This is a genomic window from Nocardioides ginsengisegetis (assembly GCF_014138045.1).
GTDB classification, from domain to species: Bacteria; Actinomycetota; Actinomycetes; order Propionibacteriales; family Nocardioidaceae; genus Nocardioides; species Nocardioides ginsengisegetis.
This window is the reverse complement of sequence record NZ_JACGXA010000001.1, coordinates 843,255-861,653: the sequence shown is the minus strand read 5'-3', so window position 1 is coordinate 861,653 and position 18,399 is coordinate 843,255. Positions and strand designations below refer to the sequence as shown.

The window sequence follows — 18,399 nt, the reverse complement described above, 5'->3', positions numbered from 1 at the left end:
CGTGGAGGGGAGCGCCGATGGCCGACCCGCTGGTGGAGACCAAGCTGCTCGCGCCCCGGCCGCGCCGCGCCCTCGTCCCCCGCCCGCGCCTGGACGACCTCCTGCGCCGCGCGTCGGACTCCCCCGTCACCGTCGTGTCGGCACCCGCCGGCTTCGGGAAGACCACCCTGGTCACCCAGTGGCTGACGGGAGCGGGTGACGGCCCCGTCGCCTGGGTGGCCCTCGACGAGCGCGACCGCGACGCCACCTCGTTCTGGACCTACGTCCTGCAGGCCCTCGACCGCGCCGTCCCCGGCTCGGCCGCCGCGGCGCTCACCCTCCTGCGGTCCGGGCAGGCGCCCGTCGAGGCGGTGCTCGCCGGGCTCGTCAACGAGCTGAGCGTGCACTTCGGGGAGGTCACCCTCGTCCTCGACGACTACCACCTCGCCGACGGCGTCGACGTCGCGTCGGGGATGACGTTCCTCGTCGACCACCTGCCGCCGCAGCTGCGACTCGTCCTCGCCACGCGCGCCGACCCGGCCCTGCCCCTGTCGCGACTGCGGGCGCGCGGCGAGCTCGTGGAGGTCCGCGCCGCCGACCTGCGCTTCACCCGCGAGGAGGTCGCCGACTACCTCAACGACCTCCACGGCTTCGACCTCGCGTCCGCCGACATCACGGCCCTCGAGAGCCGCACCGAGGGCTGGGTCGCGGCCCTGCAGCTGGCCGCGCTGTCCCTGCGCGACCGCGACGACCCCTCCGCCTTCATCGCCGGGTTCGCCGGCGACGACCGGTTCGTCGTCGACTACCTCGCCGACGAGGTGCTGGCCCGCCAGCCCGACGACGTACGCCGCTTCCTGCTCGACACCTCGATCCTGGACCGGCTCACCGGTCCGCTGTGCGACGCGGTCAGCCCGCCCTCGGGGCGCACCTCCGGCGGGAGCGGCAGGTCGATGCTCGACACGCTGGAGCGGGCCGGCCTGTTCCTCGTCGCCCTCGACGACCGCCGAGGGTGGTTCCGCTACCACCACCTCTTCGGCGACGTGCTCCACGCGCACCTGCTCGAGGAGCGACCCGACGAGGTCCGGGACCTGCATCGGCGGGCCGCCGGGTGGTGGGCTGAGGAGGGCGACACCGTGGCCGCCGTCCGCCACGCGCTGGCCGCGGGTGACGCCGACCGGGCCGCCGGCCTGGCCGAGCTCGCCATCCCCCACCTGAGGCGCGACCGCCGCGAGGACGTGATCCGCCGCTGGGCCGACGACCTCCCGGCGGACGTCGTGGGTCGTCGTCCCGTGCTCGCGATCGGGCTCGTCGGCGGGCTGATGGCCAGCAACGACTTCGACGGCGTCGACGGGCGGCTGCGCGACGTCGAGCGGATGCTGGCCGGCCCCGCGACGGACCTCGTCGTCGAGGACGCCGGCGAGCTCGCGCGCGTGCCGGCCGCCGTCGCGATGTACGGCGCCGCCCTCACGCTGATCGGTGGCGACCCGGCCGGCACGGTCGCCCGGGCACACCGGGCCCTCGAGCTGGCCGCCGGTGACGACCTCGTGACCGGGGCGGCGGCCGCGCTGTCCGGGCTGGCGTCCTGGACCACCGGGGACATCGAGGCCGCCCACCGCAGCTATGCGACCTCGATGCGGAGCCTCACCCGGGCCGGCCATGTCGCGGACGTGCTGGGCTGCCCGATCGCGATGGCGGACATGGAGCTCCGGCTGGGCCGGCTGCGCGACGCCGACCGCACCCTCGTCGACGCCCTCGAGCTCGCCCGGACCGGTCCCGGAGACACCGTCGTCCGTGGCACGGCCGACATGCTCGTGGGGCTGAGCCGGACGGCGTGGTACCGCAACGACCTCGCCGGCTCGGCCGAGCACCTGCGCCACGCCGACGAGCTCGGCGAGGCCGCCTCACTGGCTCAGAACCCCTACCGGTGGCGGGTCGGGATGGCCCGGCTCCGCGCGGCCGAGGGCGACCTGGCGGCCGCGCTCGAGCTGCTCGACGAGGCCGAGCGCGTGTACGTCGGCGACTACTCACCCAACGTGCAACCCGTCCACGCGAGCCGGGCCCGCGTGCTCGCGGCGCGCGGCGACCTGGCCGCGGCCCTGGCGTGGGCGAGCCGGCACCGGGTCGCGGCGGACGACGACCTGACCTACCTGCGGGAGTACGAGCACATCACCCTCGCCCGGATCCTGCTCGCCGAGCACGCAGCGACCGGCTCCGCCCCGTCCCTGCGCGACGCCGCGACACTGCTCGACCGCCTGCTGGCGGCGGCCGCGGCCGGCGGACGGTTCGGCACGGTGATCGAGCTGGAGGTGCTCCGCTGTCAGGCCCTCCGAGCGACCGGCGGGCCGGACCCGGCGCTGGCCGCGCTGCGGCACGCCGTCGAGCTCGCCGAACCGGACGGCTGGATCCGTGTCTTCGTCGACGCCTCGCCTGCTGTCACGGACCTGCTGCGGACGCTCGCGGAGAAGCACCCGCGCTCGGGCTTCCTGCGGGAGCTCGTCGCGGCCGCGGCCCCGGCTCCTGTCCGGACGGCGCGGGTGGACCTGGTCGACCCGCTCAGCGACCGCGAGCTCGACGTCCTGCGGCTGCTGCGCTCCGACCTCGACGGCCCCGCCATCGCCCGCGAGCTCGTCGTGTCCCTCAACACCGTCCGCACCCACACCAAGCACATCTACGCCAAGCTCGGCGTCAACAACCGGCGCGCGGCCATCAGCCGGGCCCACCAGCTCGGGCTGCTCGGCGGCAGTGCGCGCTGAGGATCACCCCGGCGCTCACCCGATGATGTGACGCCCACTCACCCGCTCCGCTCCTAGCCTGCAGGCACCAGGACCAGCAGAGGAGCACCCGTGGAACCCCATCGCGTCGGCACGGACGAGCCGGGCTGCTACGAGATCTGCCTCGAGGGGCGGCTCGACGAGCGGTGGTCGACGTGGTTCGACGGCATGACCCTGACGACCGTGGTCGTCCCCGAGGGTGCCGCGCACACGGTCCTCCGGGGCCGGGTGGTCGACCAGGCCGCGCTGCACGGTCTGCTCGCCCGGCTGCGTGACGTCGGGCTGCCGCTCGTCTCGGTCACCCGCGTCGACGACGGCCCGCCGGGATGATGTCAGTCAGACGCCGCTCCGGTCGGGGTCGTAGAGCCCGCTCAGCCGCCCGTCCGGGTCAAGCCGCGTCAGGAGGGCCGCGCCGATCTCCCGCAACTGCTCCACCTGGGCCGGCGTGAGCGGGTCGAGCACGTGGCGGCGTACGTTGTCGACGTGCCCGGGGGCGGCCGCCACCACGGCGTCCCACCCGGTGGAGGTGAGCCGTGCGTTCGTGGCCCGCCCGTCCTCGGGGCAGGGGAAGCGCTCCACCATGCCCCGCTCCTCCAGACGGCGCACGACGTGCGAGAGCCGCGGCAGCGTGGCGTTGGTGCGTTGCGCGAGGGAGGTCATCCGCAGGGTCCGCTCCGGCTCCTCGGAGAGCATCGCGAGCACGAAGTACTCGAAGTGCGTCAGTCCCGAGCTCTCCCGCAGCTGGGAGTCCAGCACCCCGGGGAGCAGCTCGACGACCGCCACCAGCCGCAGCCACGCGGCCCTCTCGTCCTCGGTCAACCATCGGGTCTCCATGGGCACAGCCTAGCCCTTTAGTTGACGGAACAACCAAACCGTGTAGAGTGTTAGTTGAAGCAACAACCAATCACTCTTTCCCCCAGGAGCACCTCATGGCACACCTCTCCATCCTCGGGACCGGCAACATGGGCCAGGCCATCGCCGCGGTCGCCGGCCGGGGCGGCCACCCCGTCCAGCTGCTCGGACAGTCCGACGCCGGCACGGCGATCACCGGCGACATCGTCGTCCTCGCGGTCCCCTACCCCGCCGTGGCCGACGTCATCGCCCAGCGCGGAGAGAGCCTCGCCGGCAAGGTCGTCGTCGACATCACCAACCCGCTGAACTTCGAGACCTTCGACGCGCTCGTCGTCCCCGCTGACAGCTCCGCTGCCGCCCAGATCGCCGCCGCGCTCCCCCAGTCGCGCGTGCTGAAGGCCTTCAACACGACCTTCGCCGGCACCCTCGCGGCCGGCACCGTCGGCCCGATCCCGACCACCGTCCTGATCGCCGGCGACGACGCCGACGCCAAGTCGGAGCTCGCCGGGGTCATCACCTCCGGTGGCCTGAAGGCCGTCGACGCCGGCGCCCTGTCTCGGGCCCGCGAGCTCGAGGCGCTCGGCTTCCTGCAGCTCACCCTCGCCGTCGGCGAGAAGGTGTCCTGGACCGGCGGCCTCGGCGTCGTCGCCTGACCTCCCACCCACTCCCCCAGAAAGGTCCCGCCCCCATGACCGTCAACGCCGTACGCCTCAACCACGCCGTGCTGTTCGTCTCCGACCTGGAGCGCAGCATCGCCTTCTACCAGCAGGCCTTCGACATGGTGATCATGGCGCGGGAGCCCCGGGCCAACGCGGCCTTCCTGCGCCTGCCCCGGTCCGGCAACCACCACGACCTCGGCCTGTTCGGCGTCGGGGCCCAGCCGCCCCGTCCGCACGGGTCCCTCGGCCTCTACCACCTGGCGTGGCAGGTCGACACGATCGAGGAGCTCGAGGAGGCCCGGCTGACGCTGGCCAACCTCGGCGCCTTCACCGGCGAGTCCAGCCACGGCGCGACCAAGAGCGTCTATGCCCACGACCCGGACGGCAACGAGTTCGAGGTGATGTGGATGCTGCCCCGCGCCAGCTGGGGCGACTTCCAGAACGCCGCTCCCGTCGACCGGCTCGACCTCCCCGGCGAGGTACGCCGGTGGGCCGGCGTCCGGACGGCCGCCGAGCTCGTCCCGGTGGACCCGTCATGAGTGCCGCCACGTTCGCGCCGCCGGTCGTCGCGACCCACGGCAGCACCGACCCGACGGCTCCCCTGGTCGTCCTGCTCCACGGCCGCGGGTCCAACGAGAACGACATCGTCGGACTGGCCGCGCACCTGCCGGTCGGACCGGCCTACGCAGCAGTCCGGGCCCCGATCGCCGAGGCCGGTGGCTTCGCGTGGTTCGCCAACCGCGGCATCGGCCGCCCGGTGGCCGACTCCCTGCGCTCCACCATGGACTGGTTCCGGTCCTGGCTCGACCTCGTCGCCCCGGCCGGCCGCCCGGTCGTCCTGGTCGGCTTCAGCGGCGGCGCCGCCTTCGCCGGCGGCCTCGTCCTCGACGACCCCGCACGGTACGCCGGCGCGGCGATCCTCTACGGCACGTTGCCCTTCGACGCGGGCCTGGCCACCGAGCCCGGCCGGCTGGCGAACCTGCCGGTCTTCGTCGCGCAGGGCGACGGCGACCATGTCATTCCGCGCGAGCTCCTCGACCGGACCTGGTCCTACCTGCTGTCCGAGTCGGGCGCTCCCACGGTGGCGCTGCGGCAGCCGGGCGGCCACCAGCTGACCGCCGAGGCGGTCCACCAGCTCGGCGACTGGCTCCTGCACCGGATCGCGTTCGTCGACCACGGCACCGCGACCCCGGCCGGACCGCCCACCGACGTGGCCTGGCCGACCCTGCCCGGCGGCGTACTTCCCGAGCGGCGCGGTGACCGGCCGGAGGTGTCCTGGACGATCCCGCAGCAGCAGGAGACCCAGAACGCTCCGGCGGAGCTCCAGGAGCGCCTCTTCGACCAGGTCCGGCAGCTGGCCGGCGTGGAGGTCGGCCCGTCGCGCATCTCGGTGCCCGGCGCGCGGGGCTTCACCCTGCGCGAGGGCTCACCGGACGAGCAGGCCTTCCTCGTGCCCCAGGTGGGCGAGTTCGCCCACCTGCACCCGGCGTACGACGGATCACTGCACGTCGTGCTGCCGACCGATCTGGCAGCCGACGTCTCGATCCGGGGCTGGGGACGACCCCACATGTGGGCCGGCACCCGCCTCTCCCCCGGGTTCATGCTGATCCACGGCCCCCGGGACGACGACGAGCTGGCCGTCGTCCTCGGCATCGTCGCGGCCAGCCACGCCTACGCCACCGGCACCCCCGCCTGAACCAGGGGACCGTCGGTCCCACGCATGGACAGGCCGACTAGGCTCGTGGAGTGAATGAGGTCTCCGTCATTGCCTACTTCGCGGACGACCCCACTCGGACCTACCAGCTGACGCAGTGGCTCCCCGTCCTCGAGCTCCTGCACGTCCAGCACCCGGTCGGCATCGTCGTCCGGGATCCGGAGTCCGCGACCGTGCTGCGGGCCAGGACCGCCCTGCCGGTCTTCTGCACGCCCTCGTTCCCCGAGCTGACGGACCTCTACGCCGAGCTCGATGCGCAGGTCGTCCTCTACTGCAACAACTCCATGCTCAACTTCCAGTCGCTCATCAACGGCCGGTCGCTGCACGCCCACATCAACCACGGCGAGAGCGACAAGCAGAGCATGGCGAGCAACAACGCCAAGGCCTACGACCGCGTCTTCGTCGCGGGCGAGGCCGCCGTACGCCGTCACGCGGCCGGGCTGATGGAGTTCGACGAGCGCCGGCTGGTGCGCACGGGGCGGCCCCAGCTCGACCTGCGTCCCGAGCCGCTGCTGGCCCCCAGCGATCGTCGGACCGTCCTCTACGCGCCGACGTGGGAGGGCGACGCGGAGTACAACGACTACACCTCGCTCGACACCGTCGGCACCGAGGTCGTCCGCGCGATCCTGGCGCTGCCGGACGTGCGGCTGGTCTACAAGCCGCACCCCAAGGTGGCCAGCAGCGTGACGCCGGCCGTGCGTCAGGCGCACCGGGCGATCCTGGACCTGGTGGCCGAGGCCACCCTCCGCGAGCCCGGCGCCGGGCACGAGGCGATCGTCGTGGGCGACATCCTCGCGGTGATGCCCGACTGCGACGCCATCGTCACCGACGTCTCCTCCGTCGGCCTCGACTGGCTCTACCTGCGCACCGAGAAGCCGATCTTCCTCACCGACCGGCACCACGACCCGGAGCGCCTCCGCACCGAGGTGCCGGTGAGCCGCTGCGCCGACGTCGTCGACACGGTCGACGTGGCCGAGCTGACCGCCCTCGTCGCGGATCGGCTGGAGCACGACGTCCACCACCTGGCCCGCGTCGCCATGCGCCACCACTACTTCGACGACCTCCAGGTCGGCGACAGCACGACCCGGTTCCTCGAGGCGGTCTCCGGGCTGGTGGCGCTGCGCGACCGGCTGCTGGACGCCGAGCCGTCCGAGGCCGAGGCCGACACCGCCTGACCAGCGGCGAACGCACCGGGGGGCAAACGCAGCCGACATCGCGGCTCTCCGGCGGAATCCGCGCTGTTCGCCCCCTAGTGCGTTGCGCCCCGGGCCGTCTCGTGGGGACTACGTCACTCACCGGTTTGGAGTTGAACTGCAGTGGGGAAAAAGGACGGCGAGAGGTCTCGGGCAACCCCACACCGAGGAGGACGAGCTCCATGTCCGTCAGTCCCGCCAGACTGGCCGTCATCGGAACCAACGACATCACCCGTCACGGCATCGCCGCCCTGGTCGCTGAGCACCCGGGGCGTGCCGTCCTGGTTCCCTTCCCCACCGGGCCCGGCGACCCCGAGCCCGAGGTCATCGTGTACGACGCCATCGGCCTGCTCGAGGGCGACACCGGCGAGCTCGACCGGCTCGTCAAGGAGACCCTCGCGGCGGTGGTCGTCCTGGCCCGTGACCTGCGACCCGACCTCGCCGCCCGGGCGCTCGCCCGCGGGGCTGACGGGTGCGTCTCGCTGGAGGCGGACGCCGCCCACTTCCTGGCCGTCGTCGAGGCGGCTGCCGCCGGTCAGCTGGAGGGTGACTTCATCCCCAGCGGGGAGCTGGGCGGCACCTACGCACGCCTGGGTGACCACAGCACCCTCACCGGGCGGGAGGTCGAGATGCTGGGTCTCATCACCCTCGGGCTCAGCAACGCCGAGATCGCCGAGCGCTGCTACCTCAGCATCAACTCGGTGAAGACCTACATCCGGGGCGCCTACCGCAAGATCGGGGCAGCAGACCGGTCGCAGGCGGTCCAGTGGGCACTCCGGCACGGCTTCGCACCGCGGGGCGGGACGAGTCCCAACTGAGCGGTGTTCCGCCGCCCGGTCACGATGTGACCCGGGAAGTCACGCCTCCAGGGTGACAGCACCAACGCACCCAGGAGGACACCATGCCCAGTGCCAGCAAGCTGACGACCCCGGTGGCCGTCGACCTCCCCCAGATCGAGGGCCGGTACGCCGACCTCGGCGGCTACACCGTCGGTTTCGAGACCTTCCCGCAGGACGTCGACCCGGCGCCGCTCTTCGCCGGGCTGCCGGACGACCGCTGCCCGTGCCCGCACTGGGGCGTCGTGCAGTCCGGCCAGGTCACGTTCCGGTGGACCGACCACGAGGAGACCTACGGGGCCGGGGACGCCTACTACGCCGGGCCGGGGCACGTGCCGCTCCTCTCGGGCGGCACCAGCATCGTCGAGTTCAGCCCGACCGACCTCCTCGGCGAGACGATGGCGGCCGTCGAGCGGAACCTCGCTACCGCAGGATCCGGTGCGTGATGACGACCTCGACGATGCCCTCACCCGCGGCCATCCGGACCAGCGTCGACAAGTTCGTCGCGTTCCTCGAGAGCGGGGGCGAGGCCCCCGAGGGCCTCTTCGCGCCCACCGTCTTCGGCGACCTGACCTTCCCGCACTGGCGCGTCCAGACCGACGGGGCCGACGAGCTGATCGCCGGCCGGCGGCGGCTGCACCCCCAGCCGGGACGCGTCCGGCTCGAGCGCGTCACGCCGACCGAGACCGGCTACCTCGTCAAGCTCGAGGAGCGCTGGGAGGACGGCGGCCAGGAGTGGTACTGCCGGGAGGGATTCGTGATGGACCTCGACGAGAGCGGGGCGGTCTGCGACTTCACGCTCTACTGCACCGGCGACTGGGACGAGGCCCGTCAGCGCGAGCACGCGAACACGGTGACCCTGCTGCGCCCCTGATGCCACCATGGAGCCTGTGGGACCCACCGCGGGGGAGTTCCCGGAGCCGGTGCGCCAGGCACTCCGCCTGGCCGACAGCTATGTCTTCGGCACCGAGCCCGGCCGGATCCCCGCGGTCCTCCACGAGGCCTTCGAGGCGTCCACCGACGACCGCGTCCGCGCCCGGCTCGGCGCCACCCTCGCCCGGTGCTGGGCCTACGCCGGGGCCCACACCCGCGCCGTCCCCTTCGCCGACGCCGCCCTCGGCCACGCGACCGCGACCGGCGACGGCGTGCTCCTCGCGGATGCCCTGGACGCCGCGCTCGCCACGCACTGGGGGCCCGACGAGCTGCCCGCCCGCAGGGAGCTGGCGCGACAGCTGGACGACGTGACGGCCCACCTCAGCGACCCGGAGGCACGGACCCGGGCCCACCTGTGGCTGCTCACGGTCGCCCTCGAGCTGCTCGACCTGCCGGCGATGAACCGGCAGATGCGCGCCCTGGAGCTGCTGGGCGAGGAGTCCCCGCGAGCCCTGTTCTTTGCCGCGTCACGACGGCTCACCCTCGACCTGATGCGGGGCAGGACGGACACCGCCGCCGAGCTCGTCGCGGTCGCCGACCGGGCGTCGGAGCAGGCCGGTCTGGCCGACGGGTGGCTGGTCGTCGCCAGCATGCGCGCCTACGCCGCGGTCCACAGCGGGGACCCGACCACGGCCGCCGAGCTGGCGCGCCTGGCGGAGGACTTCGCGGTCGCCGAGGGCGTCCGGGAGCTCTACGCCGAGGCGGCCTGGATGTGGCTCGGTGCCGGCGATGTCGGACGCGCCGGCGCACTGGCGGCCACCTTCGATGCAGGAGTGCTGGCCGCGCTGCCCCGCGACTTCAGCTACCTGCCGACCCTCCAGCTCGTGCTGGACGTCGCACTGCACGCCGGCGACACCGAGCTGATCGGCCGGGTCGAGCCCCTGCTCGCGCCGTACGCCGGCAGGCCGGTCGTCGCCTCGGGAGGGGTGATGTTCCACGGGGTCACCGACGACACGCTGTCGCGGGCCGCGGACGTGCGCGGCGACCATGCCGGGGCCGCACGGCTGCGGGCGGACGCGCTGGCGACGTACGCGCGCATCGGCGCGACGTGGTGGCGCGAGCAGCTCGAGGCGTCGGCGCCCGGACTGCCCGTCGACGGTGACCCGCGCATGACGCTGCGCCCCGGTGCACCCGGCACCTGGCTGGTCGGCCACGCCGGCACCACGACGCCGGTGCCGACCCGCAAGGGGTTGGCCCACCTGCACGCCCTGCTCTCCCGGCCGGGTGACGGCATCGACGCGCTGTCGCTCGCAGGCGGCGCGGTGGTCGAGGACGACCTCGGCCCCCGCGCCGACGGGACCGCACTGGCCGCCTACCGCCGCCGCCTCCACGAGCTCGACGACGCGCTCGACGCGGCCGACGTCAGCGGCGACGCGACGGGCGCGGAGGCGTTGGTCGCGGAGCGGGCCGCCTTGCTCGCCGAGGTCTCGGCGGCCACCGGGCTCGGCGGGCGCGCCCGTCACACCGGCGGGACCAACGAACGCGCCCGGGTGACCGTGCGCAAGGCGATCGCCACCGCCATCGACACGATCACGGCCGCCGATCCGGTCGTGGGCCGCCACCTGGCCACCCACGTCCGGACCGGCTTCACCTGCCGCTACGAGCCGGACCACGACCACCCGGCGACCTGGGAGCTGTGAGCCCCCGGGCGGGCCACGGACCGCGGGGCAAACGCAGCCGGAAACCGACGGTTGTGACCAAATCCGCCGCGTTTGCCCCGTGGTGCGTTGTCCCGGGGAGCTACGGCGACTGACTACCCGCACCGGTAGACGTTCACGACCCCCACCGCGAGACGGACCGGCCGCAGCGCGGGCAGTGGCTGCGCTCGACGTACTGGAGGTCCTGCCCGCACCAGCACCCCGGGCGGGGCCCGCGGACGTGACGGCGTCCCTGTGCAGAGGTGTCCAGGATCGTGGGGGTCGTGTTCATCGTCGTCACCGCCTTCGGTGGTCGTCGGGTTCCTGATGGCTCCACCTTCCGGCGCGAGGCGGGTGCCTCGCGCCGGTCGAATGGCCGGGGTCAGTGCAGGTGCATGCCGGCACCGGCGGCGGCGCGGGTGGCGGGCATCCGGACCAGGGCGAAGACGGCGACCACGCCGGCGATGACGGCGGCGCCCACGAGACCGCGGGAGAACCCGTGCACCGCGCCGTCGTGCGTGGCCAGGGAGCCGGCGGTGCTGGCCACCGCGGAGAGGACGGCGACGCCGAGGGCGGCACCGATCTCGTGGCCGGTCATCAGGAACCCGGACGCCACACCCGCGTGCGAGTCGGGGATGCCCGCCATGGAGGTCACCGACACGGGGACGAAGACCATGCCGACGCCCAGGCCGAGCCCCATCAGGCCGGGGAGCAGGTCGGCGGCGTAGTGCGCGTCGGCGGGGGCCGTCGAGAGCAGGACCGCAGCCCCGGCCACGAGCAGCAGCCCGGCGGCGGCGATCACCCGCGGGGTGACGTGGGCCAGGAGGTGCCGGGCCACGACCGTGCCGACCGTGATCGCCAGGGCGAAGGGCAGGAACGCCACGCCGGTCCGCATGGCCGAGAAGCCCAGCACGGTCTGCATGAAGATCGAGGCGAGGAAGACGGTCCCGACCAGGATCCCGGTGACGCCGAGCATCACCGCGGTGCCGGAGACCAGGGAGCGCAGCTTCCACACGTGCGGCGGGAAGAGGGGTCTTGCGGCGCGCTGCTCGACCGTCAGGAAGGCGGCCAGCAGCACCGCCGAGACACTCATCCCGACCAGGGTCCGGACCGACCACCAGCCGTGCGTGGCGGTGTCGCCCAGCGTGTAGACGAGCGTCGCGAGCCCGGCGATCACGGTGACCGCACCCGGGATGTCGAAGGCCGAGCGGGCAGGGCGGGTCGACGTCTCCCGTGCGATGACGCGGCGCCCGACGACCAGGGCGACGAGCCCGACGGGGCCGTTGACCCAGAAGATGAACTGCCAGCTCGACCAGGTCGTGATGGCGCCGCCGACGAGGACACCCGCGGCGACACCGAGGCTGCCGACGGCGCCCCAGAGCGCGAGGGCGGCACGGCGCTGCGCACCGGCGTACGTCGTGGTGATCAGCGACAGCGCCGACGGGGTCAGCAGGGCCGCACTGAGGCCCTGGATGGCGCGGGCCACGACCAGCTGGGTGCCGGTCTCGGCGAACCCGCTGACCAGCGAGGCCGCGGTGAACAGGCCCAGGCCGGTGAGGAAGACGCCGCGCCGGGACAGCAGGTCGCTGATGCGACCGCCCAGCAGGAGGCCGCCTCCCGACATCATCAGGTAGGCCGTGACCAGCCACTGCAGGTCGCCGCCGGCCAGGTGCAGCGACCGGCCGATCGTCGGGAGGGCGGTGTTGACGACGGAGATGTCGAGGACGACGAGGATCTGGGCGGCGAGCGCGACGCCGAGGAGGGCCCAGGACGTGCGGGGACCTTCGTCCTCCTGGTGCTCGACCGGCTGGCCGTGGTGGGCGGGTGCGTGGGACATCGGGTGCTCCTGTGCGGGTGAGTGGGTGGGTGGGTGGGTGGGGTTGCAGAGATCAGGCGGAGATCAGGGCGGAGATCAGGGCAGCGACACGGCTGAGCCGGTGCGGACGGACCGGGCGACGGCGGTGATGGCGGCGGTGGCGGCGTCCCAGCCGTTCGGGTCGCCGACCATGCCGGCGTGGGAGGCGTCGACACCGCGGTGGACGCTGTCGCTCGAGAGGGCGGCCAGCCGGTCCTGGGCGGCGGACCACCCCTCGTCGCCGAGGCTCCCGGAGGCGGTGAGCACGACCAGCGGGCGGTCGCCCAGCGTGGTGAGCGCCTGCGACTGCTCGAAGACGCGCGGGATCACCGACAGCTCGTCGCGGCCGTTGCGCTCGGCGCGGACGGTCGAGCCCATGGCCTCCACCACGTCGCCCTCGGCTCCGGGCAGGTGTGAGCTGGGGCCGATCACCGGTCCCAGGCCGACCCGGGCGAGGGTGGGCAGGAGGGACAGGCCCCGCTTCATCAGCGCGTACTGCATCGGGTACGCCGGCATGTCGGCGAACTGGCGCGGGCTGGAGCTGTCGAGGAGCACCATGCCGGCGACGTCCTGGGGGTACTGCGCGGCGTAGGTCAGGGCGTAGGGGCCGCCGATGGAGTGCCCGACGAGCACGTAGGGCCCGTGCTCGCCGGCCGCGGCGAGCAGGGCGTGCAGGTCGGCCGCGGCGGTGACGCCGTCCTGGGGCTCGTCGACGTCGTCGCTCCAGCCCTGGCCGGCGCGGTCGTAGGCGCAGACCCGGGTGGTGGTGCCGGCCTGGTCGGCGATCCGGGCCCAGGAGGCGGAGAATTCGCCCAGCCCGTTGAAGAGGACGACGGTCGGTCCGCCGGCTCCACGGCAGTCGATGTGCAGGTGGTGGTCGCCGACCGTCAGGACCCGGCCGGGAGCCGGGTGGGTGTGCAGGACCCGAGGCGCGCTGACGTCCTGGACCAGGGCACCGACCGAGACGGCGGCCAGTGCCGCGAACACGGGGACCAGCAGTCGCCGCGGCCCGGCGGGCAGGGCGCGACGGGCCTGGACGAACATCCACGCCACCAGGGCCAGCATCAGCGGGGGCCACACCCAGCTGACGACGGACAGGGCTGCGTCGTCCGGGGAGAAGGCGACCAGCCCGGCGCCGGTGGCCGCCATGGCGACCGCGGGGACCCGCGCCCAGCGCTGGGGCCGGCCGGCCCGGCGGCCCGAGGCGACGGCGAGCGTGCCCCAGCCGGCACCGAAGCCGACCAGCAGCGAGCCGGTGACCACCGACTCCGTGGCTCCGGGAAAGGCCACCAGGGCCAGGATCAGGGCGCTCGCGGCGCCGACGACGAGCGAGCCGAGGACCACGCGGGTGACGGGCTCGAGGTGACGGAGGTGCAGTGGGAAGGACATGCGTCCGAGCGTGGACTCGATCCCGACTGCTCACCCCGGTCAGATGGCCGGGTTCCCCGTCAGCCCAGGTCGAGCCGGGCGAGCTCGCCGCGGGAGGTGATCCCGGCCTTGGCGAAGACGTTGCGGAGGTGGAAGGCGACCGTCCTGGGCGAGATCCAGCACTGGGCCGCAACGTCCTTGTTGGACAGGCCGGAGCTCACCAGCCGGGCGATCTGCAGCTCGGTCGGGGTGAGCTGGACCAGCGTCGAGGGGTCGCGCTTGCGGGCGGTCTCCCCGGAGGCACGCAGCTCCTGGTTGGCCCGCTCGGCCAGGGACTCGGCGCGCAGGTCCTGGAAGGTCTCGACGGCCTGGCGCAGGTGCTGGCGGGCGTCGACGCGCCGCTGGCCGCGCCGCAGCCACTCCCCGTAGGCCAGCTCGGCGCGCGCCGCGTCGAGCGGCCGACCGGCGCCCGCGTGGTGCGCCAAGGACTCCTCGAACAGCGCGTCGGCGTCGGCCTGGTCCGCTGCCAGCGCGCGACCGAAGGCCACCGTGGCCAGCGCCCACGGCCGGCCGGTGGCGTCCGCGAACGTGGACAGCTCGTCGGTCCAGCGGCGGGCGGCCTCCGTGTCCCCGGCGCGCACCGCCGCCTCGATCCGCTCCGCGGCGGACATCCGCGCCAGGACCGGCAGCCGGAACCGCCCGAGGTGGTGCAGCGCGCCGACGCTGTCGCCGGCCACCGCTGCCCGGAGTCCCCGGGCCCAGCGGGTCAGGTCGTGGACGGGATCGGCGAGGATCCCGAGCGGGTACGCCGCCACCAGCTCCTCGACGCGGGCGAGGTGGTCGTCGTGGTCGTCCCGGTCCTGCAGCGCCGCGAGCACCGCCAGCCAGGCGACGGGCGGGGCCGTCATCGCCGGCTGGCCGATGCTCCGGCCCAGCGAGATGGCCTCCTCGGCGCTGTTGCGCACCGCGACCAGGTCGCCGGCGAGGTAGTGGCCGAAGCAGAGCCGCTGCAGGCAGTAGACGACCGCCGTCACCGCCCCGGCCTCCCGCGCCCGCGACAGCGCGTGGCCGTAGAAGTGCTGCTGCGCCCGGTCGTCGCCCAGCTGGAGCGCTGCATTGGCGAGGTTCCACAGCACGTCGCGGTCGTCGACCAGGTCACCGAGCTCCAGGGCCCGGTCGAGGGCCAGGGTGGCCGCGTGCCAGTCCCCCTCGGCCACCTGGGTCATCGCGACCAGCATGTGGCGCAGGCACAGCGTCCGCGGTGGGTCGCCGGCGACCGGCACGACGAGGGCATCGGTCACCGGGAGCGACGTACCGCTGTCCGCGCCGAAGGTGCGCATCACGGCGGCGGCCACGCCGATGTCGAGGGCCCGGGCCGGATCGGTCGGGTGGACCGCCTGGGCGGCCTGCACGAAGATCCGGTGCGCCTCGGGGGCCGAGCCCAGGTTGACCTCGATGTGCCCACGGAGGCGGGCGACGTCGGCCAGGAGCAGGGGGTCGTTCGTGGCCTCGCGGGCCTTCGCGAGCAGCGCCTGCGCCTGGCCGGCCCGGCCACAGGCCCAGGCGCTGCGGGCCGCGGCGAAGGTGAGACCGGTGCGCCGGTCCGGGTCGTCGCACAGCGCCGCCGCCCGTTCGTACGCCGCGAGGGCCGCGGCGTGCCCGCCCCGGCGCTGGGCCCGGGTCCCGGCGACCTCCAGCGCGGCCACGACCTCCGGGTCGGGCCCCTCGGCAGCCGCGGCCCGGTGCCAGGCCTCGCGGTCGGGGTCGCCGTGGCCGGACAGCGCCGCGGCCAGGGCACGGTGCACCTCGCGCCGGTCGGCCCCGGTCGCGGCCTGGTAGACCGCCGACCGGACCAGGGGGTGACGCAGCGACAGTGACGTGGCGCCCTCGACGAGGAGGCCAGAGTCCACCGCTCCTTGCAGGTCGGCGTCGCCGAGGCCCAGGGTGGCCGCGGCCCGCCGTGCGACGTCGGGGTCGCCGCTGTCGTCGGCCGCGGCGAGCAGCAGCATCGTCTGCACCGGGGGCGGCAGGCGGCGGCTCCGGTCGAGGAAGAGCTGCTCGACGCGGGCGGTCAGGTGCAGCTGCGAGGGCAGCGGCTCGACGCCGCTGAGCTGGTCCGGGGTCAGCTCGGCGGGAAGCTCCAGCAGGGCAAGGGGGTTGCCGCCCGTCTCGGCGACGATCCGGTCGAGGACGTCGGGTCCGCTCGCGACGCCGAGGCGGGCCCGGAGCAGGTCGCGGGACGCCTCGGGGTCGAGGCCGGTCACGACGAGCTCGCGGAGGCCCTGCGGGTCGAAGCTCCCCCACGCGCCGTCCCGGGCCGCGAAGACCAGGGCCACCCGGTCCGCGCCGAGCCGGTGGGCGCAGAAGAGCAGGGCTCCGGCCGTGGCGGCGTCCAGCCAGTGCGCGTCGTCGACGACGCAGAGCACCGGACCCTCCTCGGCCGCGGTGGTGAGGATCGACAGCGTGGCCACCCCCACCAGGAACGGCTCGACCGCGGCGCCCTCCTCCTCGCCGAAGGCGACCCGCAGGGCCCGCGCCTGGGGTGCGGGCAGTCCGTCGCGGAGCCGGGTGACCGGTCGAAGCAGCCGGTGCAGGGCCGCGAACGCCAGCGGCGCCTCGACCTCCAGCCCCTGCGTGCGCAGCACGGTCGCGTCGTCGGCACCCGCCACGAGCTCGTCGAGCAGCGCCGACTTGCCGACGCCGGGCTCGCCGCGGAGGACGAGCGTGCCCGCAGACCCGTCGCGCGCTCCCTCGACCAGCGCTCCCAGGACCTGCCGCTCCGGATCGCGACCGACCATCACGCGACGAAACGTACACCGCACCCGCCGCGCGGGTGCACGATCGAACCCGGCCCTTTGACCGGGGCGACGGGCACCTGATCGCGTGAGGCTTCAGTCCATGAACGACACCCACGACCACGCTCCCCCGGCATCCGGCGACCCGCGACGACACCAGATCGGGATCCTCCTCTTCGACGGGGTCGAGGAGCTCGACGCCGTCGGCCCGTGGGAGGTCCTGTCCGCCTGGACCCAGCAGCACCCCGACGACGGCTGGGACGCCTTCTGCCTCTCCCCCGACGGCCGCCCCGTCCGCAGCGCCAAGACCCTGGTGCTGGGCGCCCACCACTCGATCGACGACGCGCCGGCGCTCGACCTCCTGGTGCATCCCGGCGGCCCGGGCACCCGGCCGATGCTGCGCGACGAGCGCCACCTCGACTGGGTACGCCGGCAGCGCGCCACGGTCCCGCTGATGACCTCGGTCTGCACCGGCAGCCTCGTCTACGCGGCCGCCGGCCTGCTGGTCGGCCGCCGCGCGACCACCCACTGGGCCTCGCTCAACCTGCTCTCCGAGCTCGACCCCACGGTGGTCACCGACGTCAGCTCGCGCTTCGTCGACGACGGCGACCTGGTCACGAGCGCCGGTGTGAGCGCCGGCATCGACATGGCGCTGCACCTCGTGGCCCGGCTCGCGGGCGTCGAGCGCGCCCGGGAGGTGCGTCGCGAGATCCAGTACAACCCCCTGCCCCCGATCTGAGGAGAACCCACCATGAACACCCCTCCCGACAGCTCGATGCGCGCGGTCCTGCAGGACCGCTACGGCACCTCCGAGGTCCTCCGCATCGGCCGCGCACCCCGCCCCGCGGTCGGCGACCACGACGTCCTCGTCGAGGTCCGCGCGGCCGGGCTGGACCGCGGCACCGAGCACCTGCTCACGGGCAAACCGTATGCCGCTCGGCTCGCGTTCGGCCTGCGGCGACCGAGGAACCCGGTCCCGGGCCGCGACGTCGCCGGCACCGTCGTCGAGGTCGGGGCCGCCGTCACGCGGTTCGCCGTCGGCGACGAGGTCTACGGCGTGGCGCCCGGATCCTTCGCCGAGTACGCCGTCGCCAGCGAGTCCCGCCTGGCCCGCAAGCCGGCCAACCTCTCGTTCACGGAGGCTGCCGTCGTACCCGTCTCGGCGGCGACCGCGCTGCGGGCGCTCGTCGACGTCGGCCGCGTCCGGGCCGGCCAGTCGGTCCTCGTGGTCGGTGCGTCCGGTGGCGTCGGGACCTACGCCGTCCAGCTCGCGAAGGCGTTCGGCGCCGAGGTCACCGGCGTCTGCAGCACCGCGAAGGCGGACCTCGTCACCTCGCTCGGGGCTGACCACGTCCTCGACTACTCCCGCGACGACTTCGCCGACGGGTCCCGCCGCTACGACCTCGTCCTCGACATCGCCGGCAACCCGTCGCTGACCCGGCTCCGGCGAGCCCTCACGCCCCGCGGGACCGCCGTGTTCGTGGGCGGCGAGGACGCCGGCGCCGTCCTCGGCATGGGCAGGCAGATGCGGGGCGTCCTGCTCTCCGCCGTCCTCCGGCAGCGCCTCGCGCTGCTGGTCACGGCGGAGCGCGGCAGCGACTACGAGCGGCTCACCGAGCTGATCGAGGCGGGCCGGGTCGTCCCGAGCATCGACCGGACCTACCCCCTCGAGGACGCACCGCTCGCCCTGCGCCACCTGGAGGAGGGACGCGTCCGCGGCAAGGTCGCCATCACGGTCGACCGATGACCCAGCCGGGCCAGTGACCGCGGGCCCGGGCCGCCGTACCGTGGAAGCACCTTGTCCGCA

General features: G+C 74.2%; 16 protein-coding genes. 12 read left to right on the top strand and 4 right to left on the bottom strand.

The genetic code is table 11. The features are described from left to right. Positions 1-17: 17 nt before the first annotated feature. Together FB382_RS04010 and FB382_RS04005 are read left to right on the top strand one after the other, a co-directional pair. Entirely contained in the window at positions 18-2,732 is a 2,715-nt protein-coding gene (locus FB382_RS04010) for a winged helix-turn-helix domain-containing protein (RefSeq protein WP_182537001.1), read from the top strand. Between the two features lie 90 nt (positions 2,733-2,822). Next, positions 2,823-3,080: a hypothetical protein gene (locus tag FB382_RS04005; RefSeq protein WP_182537000.1), complete on the top strand. Its 258-nt coding sequence runs from the start codon at positions 2,823-2,825 to the stop codon at positions 3,078-3,080. 6 nt (positions 3,081-3,086) lie between these two features. Here FB382_RS04005 and FB382_RS04000 read toward each other — a convergent pair whose 3' ends face one another. Then, positions 3,087-3,584 carry a MarR family winged helix-turn-helix transcriptional regulator gene (locus FB382_RS04000; protein WP_182536998.1) on the bottom strand — a complete coding sequence of 166 codons (498 nt, stop codon included), beginning with the start codon at positions 3,582-3,584 and terminating at the stop codon, positions 3,087-3,089. Positions 3,585-3,679: 95 nt separating this feature from the next. Between FB382_RS04000 and FB382_RS03995 the strand changes: the two genes are divergently transcribed. The 8 genes from FB382_RS03995 (at position 3,680) to FB382_RS03960 (ending at position 10,577) form a co-directional block, all read left to right on the top strand. Continuing rightward, complete coding sequence (locus FB382_RS03995; RefSeq protein WP_182536996.1) at positions 3,680-4,255, top strand: NADPH-dependent F420 reductase; 576 nt, start codon at positions 3,680-3,682, stop codon at positions 4,253-4,255. Positions 4,256-4,290: 35 nt separating this feature from the next. Beyond that, on the top strand, positions 4,291-4,800 hold the full coding sequence (locus FB382_RS03990) for a VOC family protein (RefSeq protein WP_182536995.1): 510 nt from the start codon (positions 4,291-4,293) through the stop codon (positions 4,798-4,800). Continuing rightward, complete coding sequence (locus tag FB382_RS03985) at positions 4,797-5,957, top strand: luciferase domain-containing protein (RefSeq protein WP_182536993.1); 1,161 nt, start codon at positions 4,797-4,799, stop codon at positions 5,955-5,957. Before FB382_RS03990 ends, FB382_RS03985 begins: the two co-directional genes overlap by 4 nt. A gap of 50 nt (positions 5,958-6,007) precedes the next feature. Further along, entirely contained in the window at positions 6,008-7,150 is a 1,143-nt protein-coding gene (locus FB382_RS03980) for a CDP-glycerol glycerophosphotransferase family protein (protein WP_182536991.1), read from the top strand. 200 nt (positions 7,151-7,350) lie between these two features. Further along, positions 7,351-7,986 (top strand): helix-turn-helix transcriptional regulator, encoded by a 636-nt coding sequence (locus tag FB382_RS03975; RefSeq protein WP_125035259.1) that lies wholly within the window; start codon positions 7,351-7,353, stop codon positions 7,984-7,986. 83 nt (positions 7,987-8,069) lie between these two features. Next, positions 8,070-8,450: a cupin domain-containing protein gene (locus tag FB382_RS03970; RefSeq protein ID WP_182536989.1), complete on the top strand. Its 381-nt coding sequence runs from the start codon at positions 8,070-8,072 to the stop codon at positions 8,448-8,450. Beyond that, on the top strand, positions 8,447-8,878 hold the full coding sequence (locus tag FB382_RS03965; protein WP_373994679.1) for a hypothetical protein: 432 nt from the start codon (positions 8,447-8,449) through the stop codon (positions 8,876-8,878). Before FB382_RS03970 ends, FB382_RS03965 begins: the two co-directional genes overlap by 4 nt. 16 nt (positions 8,879-8,894) lie before the next feature. Then, entirely contained in the window at positions 8,895-10,577 is a 1,683-nt protein-coding gene (locus tag FB382_RS03960) for a hypothetical protein (protein ID WP_182536987.1), read from the top strand. Positions 10,578-10,956: 379 nt separating this feature from the next. Here the strand turns inward: FB382_RS03960 and FB382_RS03955 are convergent, their stop codons facing one another. The 3 genes from FB382_RS03955 to FB382_RS03945 all read right to left on the bottom strand — a co-directional run bounded on the left by FB382_RS03955 (position 10,957) and on the right by FB382_RS03945 (position 16,595). Then, the gene (locus FB382_RS03955) at positions 10,957-12,411 is read right to left on the bottom strand and encodes an MFS transporter (protein ID WP_182536985.1); all 1,455 of its coding nucleotides are present in this window, start codon (positions 12,409-12,411) and stop codon (positions 10,957-10,959) included. A 75-nt stretch (positions 12,412-12,486) separates the two neighbouring features. Next, the gene (locus tag FB382_RS03950) at positions 12,487-13,818 is read right to left on the bottom strand and encodes an alpha/beta fold hydrolase (RefSeq protein WP_182536984.1); all 1,332 of its coding nucleotides are present in this window, start codon (positions 13,816-13,818) and stop codon (positions 12,487-12,489) included. 59 nt (positions 13,819-13,877) lie between these two features. Beyond that, a complete protein-coding gene (locus FB382_RS03945; RefSeq protein ID WP_182541340.1) occupies positions 13,878-16,595 on the bottom strand; it encodes a helix-turn-helix transcriptional regulator in 2,718 nt (905 codons plus the stop codon). 100 nt (positions 16,596-16,695) lie between these two features. On the opposite strand from FB382_RS03945, the gene FB382_RS03940 reads away from it, so the two are divergent. After that, positions 16,696-17,331: a DJ-1/PfpI family protein gene (locus tag FB382_RS03940; protein WP_182536982.1), complete on the top strand. Its 636-nt coding sequence runs from the start codon at positions 16,696-16,698 to the stop codon at positions 17,329-17,331. 12 nt (positions 17,332-17,343) lie between these two features. Continuing rightward, complete coding sequence (locus tag FB382_RS03935; protein ID WP_246377085.1) at positions 17,344-18,339, top strand: NAD(P)-dependent alcohol dehydrogenase; 996 nt, start codon at positions 17,344-17,346, stop codon at positions 18,337-18,339. Positions 18,340-18,399: the final 60 nt, after the last annotated feature.